This window comes from Actinospica durhamensis (genome assembly GCF_018139695.1).
GTDB lineage: Bacteria > Actinomycetota > Actinomycetes > Streptomycetales > Catenulisporaceae > Actinospica > Actinospica durhamensis.
Window position 1 is genome coordinate 1 of the sequence record NZ_JAGSOG010000298.1, and the last position, 9839, is coordinate 9839.

The window sequence follows — 9839 nt, forward strand, 5'->3', positions numbered from 1 at the left end:
ACGCTTCGGGCGCGGCGCCGGGTCGTGCTCGTGATCGGTCGTGCTGGCCATGCCGGGGGTGCTCCTGTCTCGCCCATCTAGACTAACCCGATAAACCGGGTGTCTCAGCCGAGGCTGTCAGAGAGGGTGCGGATCGAAGGCGAATCGCGTCATGGATCCATGATGGCGAGCGGATCCGACACTCACGCGGGTTTGCCCATACTCGCCCGCCACTTCATCCGAATCCGCTGGTAGCTGCAGCGGCAGCGGGCAGGCACAGCCACTCGTCCCGTCGGACTGTGACGCCGGGCTGCTCGACCGCACTGCACCAACTCGGCGCAACGACCGGTGGCTGTCGGCCTGGCAACGGTCTCTGAGGGGACCCGAGCATCTTCAGTCATTCCCCTGCGCCGGCGTTCGCGGCGGCCTAGCCTGGAAGTCTGACGGCAACACCCAGGTACCGTCCGGCCGGGGGAGAGTTACGTGGGATGGCGCACTCGGAACGTGCCGATCATCGAAGGCTCCCTCACCACTGCGGATCTTCCGCTCGGCCCGTGGGCCGGCGAACAGGTCACGGTCTGGGCGAGTAAGACCGGCACCACCTGGCATGCGAACCCGGACTGCCCGAAGCTGGTGAGCAAGGGCAAGACAGCCGCGCACTCGCAGCTGGCGGCCGGGACGTTCGCTCAACGGGTCGTGCCAGCCCAGTTGCACTGCAATCCACCGGGCAGGCTGGCCGCGTACGCGGCGGCCGTGCACGAGCTGATCCGTTACGACCACGCCACCCGCAGCGCGGTGCAGAAGTCGGACGCCGACGCCCTCGATCTCGACGTCCTCATCGCCGGGAGCCCGCAGCGGCATCTCGAGTCGGGCCGCCAACCTTACGCCGAGCTGTCCGCACGATGGAGCACATGCATCAAAGAGCGCTCTCTGCTTTTCAACGAACTCCGCGAGCAACTCACCGATAGGCTGCCCGTAATGCTCGCCGCAGCTTGGGTCGCTTCCGGCCGCACTCCGCGCCAACATCAGGAGCGCTACGCTGCGTTCGTCGACATCGCCCGAGACATCTGCGATCGCCAAGAGATTGCCGCGAACGGGAGCCTATCCGGCCTCATCAACCACCGGTACCTCTCAATCTGGCTCAACCGGATCGCTGAGGGTGGGCATCCTCGGCGCGTGACGCGCGACCTGACAGAATCAGAGATCAAACATACGCGAAGCCTGACCCGCGACGACGCGTCCGAGTTCCATAGCCGTCTCGAAACAGCGTGGAACGAGATCGGCGACGCCTGGCAACACCGCCTCGAAGGCATGGCGCTGGCGCATAGCGGAGATGTGGTCGCCGTCTTCGACAACCACGTACCAGGCCTGACGTGGGAACTCCGGCGGCTCTTCGACAGCGACCACATCCCCTGCGCGATGCTCCGCACCCCTGAGACGACCTGGAAGTGCGCCGTCGTACCCGCCGTCTTCCGGCTTCTCCTTAATCACCACGATCGCGGCGCGGTCGGCGTCGTAGTCGCCGAAGAACGCGCCTACCACTTCGATCTCGATCGCTGTGCGCTGCTTCTACGCAACCTCGCAGCCGCCACCGGTTCCCTGGGCCTGGCCGAATCCGTCCGCCCTCAACCGAGCCTCGAGATCCCGCGGAGCGCACCCTGGCGCCTGAGAGCCTTCGACTCTGGGCACGCTCGGCCCGGCGGCATCACCCCGGACCAGCTGGCGGCGGCACTCATGGCCACTTATCAGGGCGAGAGGCTGGGCTGACCAGCATCTTCCGCGCTCTGCTTTTTGACAACTCGCGGATCGGTCGTGCCGCCTGGCTGGGTGCTGTCTGTCAGGGAGGGTGTGACCACGATCTCGCTTCGGTCGCCCGCGGGATTGAGCTCCTGCACGGAGTCGCCAGGTGTGTCGGGTTCTGCTGCACCGGCTCTCGTCGGCGCAGCCTGCCCACGATCGGAATCGGAGCGCTCGGGGTCCTGCAACGCCAGGCGTTCGCTGTACTTGAGCGCCCGTACGTGCTCGAGGAACTCGTCGTAGCGATCGATGGGCTTCGTCAGGTCTTCGTCGAGGGAGAATTCTCGGCGTAGGCGTACACAGGCAAGCTTGACGCGGTCGCCGTCCGACGAGTCGTCGAGGGAAGCGAGTATTTCCTCGACCAGCAACCGCCCGCGCTCGCGGGTCGTGACGGAGGGGTAATCTGAAAGAAACCCCTTGATGGTCCGGTTGAGCCGGTCTTCGAGTCGCCGGTCCTCTTCTTGGCGGTTCGCGCGGCGCATGACCTGTGAGATGTACGCCAGGAGCAGAGCGAAGTTCGACTCGGTGTCGTCGATTCCAGGTTCGGGAGCGTCCGAGAAGCGTGAGGCCGTCAGGACCGCGATGACTTCCTTGGCGAATCCGACCTTCTCGATATGGCATCCTTCGCCCAACTGCTGGGTGAAGGCGGATGCCACCGCGTCGAAAAGCGGCCCCGGTTTGTCCTTCAGCTTCACCGCGATGTCCAGTTCGGTGAGCAATGCCGCCTCTTCGCGCGAGAGCCCGAGCGCCCGGCTCGCGTAATTGCGGGCGGCCGTGGCTGCGACCGGGAGGGCGATGAGGTCTTCCGGTTCGGCAACGCTCACGAGTTCGGCGACGGAGAGCTCGGCGCCAGCAGCCCACGCGCCGACCTGGATCACAAACTCCGGGGCCAGGATCTGTTTGTTGCGGGGACCCCCTCGCCGCAGTGATTTGGCTGCGTCATCGCCGGAGCGATCGCTGTCGAGCAGGACGACGCAGGGCGGCCGGACGACATCGCGCCCCCGGGCGAGATAGACGAGATAGGGGACGCTGGAGGCCGATCCGGCGGGCACGATCGTCACCGTGTTCAGATCGAGCGCGTCGCTCCTCGGGGTCCCGCGGGCGAGTAAGTGGGCGCTGACGCCGGCGAGGAGGACTTGGTCGGCGAGCCCTTCGACGAACAGGTTGGAGCCGCCGATGAACGAGGTCTCGGCGACGAACGCTCCGAGGGAGGAACGCAGCGGCTCGTAATGGTTGCGTGCCGCGTCCTTGACGACGCGCGTGCCCTCATCGGTGACGCCCTTGTCCAGAACGCGGATGCGGTGCGCGGCGTTCCGGTTGATCAGGAACGGAGAATGGGTGACGTAGACGACCTGATCGTGACGATGTCCGTGCTCCGGAAGGGCGAACTCCTCGAGGATCCGAAGCAGGTCCTGCTGGCCCTGGCTCGAGAGGAACGCGTCGGGCTCGTCCATCAGCAGGATCTCCTGTTGCCCGGTGGCAGGCGCCGAGTGGGCCAGGAGCTGCACGTAGTAGCTCAGGAAGTACTTCAGCCCGTTGCTGCGCTCGGCGAAGGAGTAGTCGGTGCCGGTGCGGTCCCGAATAGTGAAGACGAGTTCGTGTTCGCGGGGGGAGACCATGAGCTGGAACTCGCGGTCCTGTGCCCACCACCTTGGGAAGTTCAAGTTGGTCGCGAGCGCGGCGTTGATCTTCTGGATGATCCCGTTGACGTACCCCTCGCGTTCGTCGGCGATCGCTTCCGCGAGGTCTACGAACGCAGAGGCCTCGATCCGGGCGACGCGGAACAGCAGGTCGCGGCCCAACCGGTACTGCCGCTCCAGACGAGCGGCCTTCCCGTTCTCGCCGGGATCGGCGGCGACCAGGGGGAACAGGCCCGGTGCCGCCACTTGCCACTCCTGCGCGTTCGACCAGGTCCGAGCAAGGACCTGGTCGATGATGTTTCGGCGCGAGCGGCGCGACCCTGACGGCCGCTGTACGCCGGGGGTGAGCGCGTAGAGCGGAATGCTGGCCGGCAAGGGGAGATTGGCATCAAGGCGGAAGACATTCGGGAGCATCGCCGCCAGATCGGCCGGGGCCGCGATGATCTCCATGGGTGAATCATCGAGCGAGCGGTAGAGCAGCGGATTTCCGCCGTTGGGCCGGAACAGGTGGAATCTGTCGCCGATGTGCGTCTCGGTACCGAGGATCGTCTTCGCGAGCTCAACGTCACGGCGATCGGCGATCTCGAACTCTCCGCCGAAGTCCGGAGACCTGCGCTCGCCCTCTGTCACTGAGAAGAACTGGGAGTAACGGCAGAAGTCGCTCCGGCTGATGCGCTCGCCAGTGATCGTCTTCTCGATCGAGTCGAGCAGGTGGCTCTTGCCCGATTCGTTCGCTCCGACGATCGTGGTCACCGACCGATCGAGGTCGAGCCTGACGTAGGGGTACCACGCCGCGTCCACCATCTCCCACGGCGCTGCTCTGGACGCGGCGGCGAACTTGCGCTCGTAGTCGAAGTTGAACGACTTGTAGAACCGCACGTACACCTTCGTGAGCCGCACCGGTGTCCCCGATCGCCTGGTCAGTAGTGGTTGAGCGGGAGTGCGGGCCATCCTACGGCTTGTCTCACGCAGCCGTCCCGGTTTTCGGCCCGCCTGCCGACTGCGTCGCCAGCGGATCCCCGGATGAAGGCTGCCCTCAGTCTGCGCGCCGACGGGGCGTTACGCGGCGGCCGCGTGCTCGAGCGCTGCGAGGTAGCGCTCGGCGTCGAGGGCTGCCGCGGCGCCGGTGCCGGCAGCGGTGATGGCCTGGCGGTAGGTGTGGTCGACGAGATCGCAGGCGAACACGCCGGGCTGGTTGGTTCGGGTGGACGGGGAATCGACCAGAACGTATCCAGCCTCGTCCAGGTCGACCTGCCCGACCAGGAGTTCGCTGCGCGGGTCGTGGCCGATGGCGACGAATACGCCCTGGGTCTCGATCGTGCGCGGCTGACCGGTGGCAGTGTCGCGGACGACGATGCCGCTGATCTGCTTGTCGCCGACGAACTCGATCGGTTCGCTGTTCCAGGCGAAGCGGATCTTCGGGTGGGTGAGGGCTCGCTGCTGCATGATCTTGGATGCGCGCAGGTGGTCGCGGCGGTGGACGACGGTGACGGTGGTGGCGAAGCGGGTGAGGAAGAGGGCTTCTTCCATGGCGCTGTCGCCTCCGCCGATCACGGCTATCTGCTTGCCCTTGAAGAACGCGCCGTCGCAGGTGGCGCAGTAGGACAGGCCGTGTCCGGCGTACTGGTCCTCGCCGGGGATGCCGAGGTGGCGGTAGCCGGAGCCGGTGGCGAGGATGACGGCGCGGGCGCGGTGTTCCTGCTCGTCTCCGTCGGTCAGCGTCTTGGTCTCGCCGGTGAGGTCCATGGCGATGACGTCGTCGGTGACGTAGGTGGCGCCGAAGCGTTCGGCCTGCTTGCGCATGGCGTCGATGAGTTCGGGACCCTGGATGCCCTGGGCGAAGCCGGGGAAGTTCTCGACGTCGGTGGTGGTGTAGAGCGCGCCGCCTGCGGTGACGGAGCCTTCGAACACGATGGGGGCCAGTCCCGCGCAGGCGGCGTAGATCGCGGCGGTGTGTCCGGAGGTGCCGCCGCCGATGATGACGACCTGGTGGATCGGGGTCTCGGTCATGCTCAGGCCTCGGTGTTCGTCTCGTCGGCGGGCAGCAGCTCGGCGATCAGGCCCTTGATGCGGCGTTCGATCTCGTCGCGGATGGGCCGCACGGCCTCGATGCCCTGGCCGGCCGGGTCGTCCAGCTTCCAGTCCAGGTAGCGCTTGCCGGGGAAGACGGGGCAGGCGTCGCCGCAGCCCATGGTGATGCACACGTCGGAGGCGCGGACAGCTTCGATGGTCAGGACCTTCGGCATCTCGGCGGAGATGTCGATGCCGACTTCCTTCATCGCCTCGACCGCGGTCGGGTTGACGTTCGCGCCCGGGTTGGATCCGGCGGAGCGGACCTCGATGCGGCCTTCGGACAGGTGCGTCATGAAGCCCGCGGCCATCTGGGAGCGGCCTGCGTTGTGCACGCACACGAACAGGACGCTGGGCTTGGCGGTCGGCTCGGTCATGGTGGTTCGGTTCCTTAGCTCGGTGGTGCGGAAAGTCGGTCAGGCGGCGGGGGTGGGGGTCGGGGTGAGCTCGGTCAGCAGGGCGCTGACGTGCAGGTCGATCTGGTCGCGGATGGCGCGGACCTCGTCGAGGGCGGCGCCTTCGGGGTCGGGCAGGTGCAAGTCGAGGTAGCGCTTGCCGGGGTGGATCGGGCAGGCGTCGCCGCAGCCCATGGTCACCACCGCGTCGGCGGCGCGGACGACCTCGTCGGTCAGGGGCTTGGGGTAGGCGTCGGAGGGGTCGATGCCGATCTCGCGCAGTGCCTGGATGACGACGGGGTCGAGCTCGGCCGCCGGGTGAGATCCGGCGGAGCGGGCGGTGACGGCGCCGCCGGAGCGGTGGGTGAGCAGGGCCGCGGCCATCTGGGAGCGCCCGGCGTTGTGCACGCAGACGAACAGCACCTCGGGGTTCGGATTCGCGAGTGAGCCCTGGGCCTTGGCGGCGGCCTGGAGCCGGTCGGTGGCGAAGCGGATGGCGAGGATGGGGAGGTAGCGGCGGATGTGCGCGTTCTCGGCGAGGAGCCGGTAGGACTCGTCGACGAGGGCGTGGACGGATTCGGCGGAGAAGATCCCGTGGTGGCGGGCGGCCAGGTCCTCGGTGGCGCGCTCGAGGACGTCGGCGACGGTTGGTTCGTTGGGGTCTGCGGGGTGGAGGGTCACGGGGTGCTCCCGTTGCTCGAGGCGTTGGCGTTGGTGGTGGCCAGTTCGGCCGCGGCGGTCTCGGGGTCGGTGTTGATGTCTACCGGCGCGGGGTGCTCGGCACGACCGGTCGGGTAGAGCAGCGCGATCAGCCCGATACCGACCGCGGCGCCGACGAGTTCGAAGGCGACGAAGCCGGGCACGGAGGAGGGCTTGATCCCGGCGAACGTGTTCGTGAACGCGCGGGCGATGGCGACCGCCGGATTCGCGAAGGAGGTGGAGGAGGTGAACCAGTAGGCTGCGCCGATGTACGCGCCGACGGCGGCCGGGCCGTAGTGGCCGCGGCCGGTGCGTCCGAGAGAGAAGATCAGCAGGATCAGCCCGGCGGCGGCGACGACCTCGCCGAGCCACAGGTGCCCGGCGCTGCGGTCTTTGGTGGAGGCGGTGACGGCGGGCAGGGCGAACATCAGGTTCGCCAGGATCGTGCCGAGGATGCCGCCGGCGACCTGGGCGGGGATGTAGATCGCGACGGACCGGGCGTCGAGGGCACCGGGTCGTCCTCGGCCGAGGATGTAGTCGGCGAGGGTGACGACCGGGTTGAAGTGGGCACCAGAGAGGGGTCCGAAGATCAGGATGAGGACGGCCAGGCCCAGGGCGGTGGCGGTGGAGTTCTCCAGCAGTTGCAGCCCGGTGTCGGTGGGGGAAAGGCGCTGGGCCATGATTCCGGAGCCGACGACGAGGGTGACGAGCAGCCCGGTGCCGAGGAACTCGGCGAGTGCGCGGCGGGCTGGGGTCGGGTTCACGGGGTCCTCCATGGCCGGCTCGGTGTACCGGGCCGAGAGACTGGATATCGACAGAGGTGAATGCAGGCAGGTCACGCCGTGGTCCGGCGTCCTTGACGCGAGACTATATCTCAACGAGAATTGAGTCAATGAACACTGAGCGAACTGACCTCGAGGCGAGGGCGAGGCGCCATGCCGCCCTCGGAGAGCCGGCCCGCCTGGCGATCGTGGGGCGGCTGCTGCTCTCGGACGCCTCGCCGACCGAGCTCAGCCGCGAACTGGGGATCTCGAGCAACCTGCTCTCCCACCACCTCGCCCAGCTCGAGCAGGTGGGCCTGATCACCCGGGTGCGCTCGGAATCAGACCACCGGCGCACCTATGTGTGCCTGAACGCCGGGTCGCTGGCCGGGCTGGTGCCGACCGGGGAACAGGACGCCGCACGGGTGGTGTTCGTGTGTACGGCGAACTCGGCGCGTTCCCCGCTGGCCGAGGCCCTGTGGTCACGCTGTAGCCCGATTCCCGTCGCCTCGGCCGGGACCGAACCGGCCGAGCACGTGCACCCCGGCGCGGTGAAGGCGGCACGCCGCCACGGCTTCTCCCTGGCCGGGCTGGGGACTCGACACGTCGACCAGGTACTGCGGCCGGGGGATCTGGTGGTCGCGGTGTGCGACCGCGCCCACGAGCACGCCGGTTCCCGAGTCGATGCCGCCTGGCTGCACTGGGCCGTGCCCGACCCGGCCTCGGCCGGCACCGACGAGGCATTCGACGCAGCCGTCGCGGAGCTCGCCAACCGCATCGATCGCCTTGTTCCCGCCGTGCACCTCGCCGCCGCGGCGTGAGTACTGGTTCGGCTAGTCGTTTCCGTACTCGTCGCCGCCGGAGTAGATATCGCTCAGCTCTCCTGCCGTCTCGAACTCTTTCGGAAGCCCCGCCTGGGCGACGAACTCGTAGCGGTCTAGAACCAGGTGGCAGGTCGGGCAGCTGAAGTACTCGGAGTCGATCGTAAGTGTGACGATCGGCTCATCCGCCATTTCGTCATACCCCTGATACTCGATGTCGGTGTCAGTGACCTCTTCACCCTCCAAGACTCCGGGCGAATCGCACGCCGGGCACGTTGCGTCAGCCTGGCGTCCGAACCCTGCCCGGAGGTCCCGTCCACGCGTCCACTCAGCCGCCACCTTGGCTGACAACGTTCCCGCGCGATGCTGGGCTAGGCGCTGACGAGCACGCTCGATCAGCGTCTCCGTCCGCTCCTTCACATATTCCTTGTTGCGTTCCAGATGGTCCGTGACGACCTTCGCCCGGTCAGGTCCAACAAAGTCGTCGATCTCCCGGTCCATCGCCGAGATCAACACGGCCGCCTGAGCCCAGAACGCCGCCCACCACATCTGCGGGTTGGGAATGATGAAACCGACGCCGCTGCCGTGCAGGTACTCGTTGCGTGCTTCGGAGACGTTGGTCGCCTCGCGGAGGCTGAACGGCTTGAACGCGCGCTCACAGCGCTTGAAGACCGTTACGGCCCGCACGGTGGTGAAGCGGGCCTCGCCCCTGATCAACCCGGACGCGATGAGCATGTTCACGCCCTCTTCTGTCGGCTCAGCGACCAGAAGCGGCGACGCCCATGCCAGCGCGGCCTTAGCCAGCAATTCAAGGGCCAGTGCGGCCCACATGGCCTGTTCGTCGAACGACCGGGGCGTACCATCGTCCATCGCGCGGTTGACGAACAATTTGGCCTTGAGCCAAAGCGCCTCGGAGTCGTATGGCGCGGGCATCATGCCTCACTCTTCAAGCGGTAGGCGATCCTTTGAATTTCGCGTTCCGGCTCCTCGGCCGCTGACGCCCGCGCGTGTAGGACCCTCCGGTTATCGATGATCAGTATGGTGTCCGGCTGGTCCCATTGGTGCTCAGTGGCCCGTTCAAGGAATCGCTCAAAGTAAGCCGCAGTGCGTCGTGCCCGCTCGTCACACGGCGTCATGCATCCGGGGTCGTATCGGAAGCGCACGCCGACGGCGGCCGGGCTGAAGAAGCTGCCCTTGCCGCTGTGGACCAGGAAGATTCCGTGTCGGACATACTCCGGCTCCATGACGAGCCTTTCGCTTTCTCGCCTTCGCGGCATCCATAGACGAGTGGGGGTGGCGCTGGTGCCCTCGCAAGCCAGGACCACCAAGTCCGGGGGCTGCTCAAGATGCGCGCCATCGGTGTGCAAGGGCTGGTCACCGGTTCCATAGCGGGCGCTCAGCGAATTCGGCGGTGCATCGATCTGCTCGATCGGACGAAGCGTCGCGAGCGCCGGATCGCCATGCCGGATTGGCACTTCCGTCAGGCCGAGGAGTCCGGCAGAGATCCGGAGCATATCGATCGACCCGCTAGTGGAGGCCCAGCCCTCCTTCTGCGCCTTCGTGATCAAGGCGTCCAGTGCGATTGTCACCGGACACTTCTACCGCATGTGCGAGGTCGCGGCGCCAACTTTAGGCAGACGAGAGCACGGTGCTGGCCCTCGTCGGCGGGGTGGGCGC

9 protein-coding genes are annotated in these 9839 nt (G+C 67.1%); 2 read left to right on the forward strand and 7 right to left on the reverse strand.

Annotation, left to right across the window (positions count from 1 at the left end):
• The first annotated feature begins 483 nt into the window (after positions 1 to 483).
• Positions 484 to 1746, forward strand: coding sequence for a hypothetical protein (locus KDL01_RS34920; protein ID WP_212532972.1), 1263 nt, complete (start codon positions 484 to 486; stop codon positions 1744 to 1746).
• Here KDL01_RS34920 and KDL01_RS44090 read toward each other — a convergent pair.
• The 5 genes from KDL01_RS44090 to KDL01_RS34945 form a co-directional block, all read right to left on the reverse strand.
• Positions 1725 to 4295: an AAA family ATPase gene (locus KDL01_RS44090; protein WP_212532973.1), complete on the reverse strand. Its 2571-nt coding sequence runs from the start codon at positions 4293 to 4295 to the stop codon at positions 1725 to 1727. The two genes, KDL01_RS34920 and KDL01_RS44090, sit on opposite strands and share 22 nt — an antisense overlap.
• A gap of 180 nt (positions 4296 to 4475) precedes the next feature.
• Complete coding sequence (trxB, locus tag KDL01_RS34930) at positions 4476 to 5426, reverse strand: thioredoxin-disulfide reductase (protein WP_212532974.1); 951 nt, start codon at positions 5424 to 5426, stop codon at positions 4476 to 4478.
• Between the two features lie 2 nt (positions 5427 to 5428).
• On the reverse strand, positions 5429 to 5863 hold the full coding sequence (locus KDL01_RS34935; protein ID WP_212532975.1) for an arsenate reductase ArsC: 435 nt from the start codon (positions 5861 to 5863) through the stop codon (positions 5429 to 5431).
• A gap of 39 nt (positions 5864 to 5902) precedes the next feature.
• Positions 5903 to 6562: an arsenate reductase ArsC gene (locus KDL01_RS45630; protein ID WP_307846747.1), complete on the reverse strand. Its 660-nt coding sequence runs from the start codon at positions 6560 to 6562 to the stop codon at positions 5903 to 5905.
• Positions 6559 to 7356 (reverse strand): aquaporin, encoded by a 798-nt coding sequence (locus KDL01_RS34945; protein WP_281415775.1) that lies wholly within the window; start codon positions 7354 to 7356, stop codon positions 6559 to 6561. Before KDL01_RS34945 ends, KDL01_RS45630 begins: the two co-directional genes overlap by 4 nt.
• Before the next feature lie 116 nt (positions 7357 to 7472).
• Here KDL01_RS34945 and KDL01_RS34950 point away from each other — a divergent pair, with 116 nt between their 5' ends.
• Complete coding sequence (locus KDL01_RS34950) at positions 7473 to 8162, forward strand: arsenate reductase/protein-tyrosine-phosphatase family protein (protein ID WP_212532977.1); 690 nt, start codon at positions 7473 to 7475, stop codon at positions 8160 to 8162.
• Positions 8163 to 8174: 12 nt separating this feature from the next.
• Here the strand turns inward: KDL01_RS34950 and KDL01_RS34955 are convergent, their stop codons facing one another.
• Positions 8175 to 9098, reverse strand: coding sequence for a hypothetical protein (locus KDL01_RS34955; RefSeq protein WP_212532978.1), 924 nt, complete (start codon positions 9096 to 9098; stop codon positions 8175 to 8177).
• A complete protein-coding gene (locus KDL01_RS45635; protein WP_212532979.1) occupies positions 9095 to 9751 on the reverse strand; it encodes a TauD/TfdA family dioxygenase in 657 nt (218 codons plus the stop codon). The genes KDL01_RS34955 and KDL01_RS45635 overlap by 4 nt, the downstream gene beginning before the upstream one ends.
• Positions 9752 to 9839: the final 88 nt, after the last annotated feature.

What these genes read in the sequence shown, in the direction of transcription:
- KDL01_RS34945 (WP_281415775.1), bottom strand. Translation starts at nt 7,356, where the DNA reads ATGGAGGACCCCGTGAACCCGACCCCAGCCCGCCGCGCACTCGCCGAG.
- trxB (WP_212532974.1), bottom strand. Translation starts at nt 5,426, where the DNA reads ATGACCGAGACCCCGATCCACCAGGTCGTCATCATCGGCGGCGGCACC.
- KDL01_RS34935 (WP_212532975.1), bottom strand. Translation starts at nt 5,863, where the DNA reads ATGACCGAGCCGACCGCCAAGCCCAGCGTCCTGTTCGTGTGCGTGCAC.
- KDL01_RS34950 (WP_212532977.1), top strand. Translation starts at nt 7,473, where the DNA reads ATGAACACTGAGCGAACTGACCTCGAGGCGAGGGCGAGGCGCCATGCC.
- KDL01_RS34955 (WP_212532978.1), bottom strand. Translation starts at nt 9,098, where the DNA reads ATGATGCCCGCGCCATACGACTCCGAGGCGCTTTGGCTCAAGGCCAAA.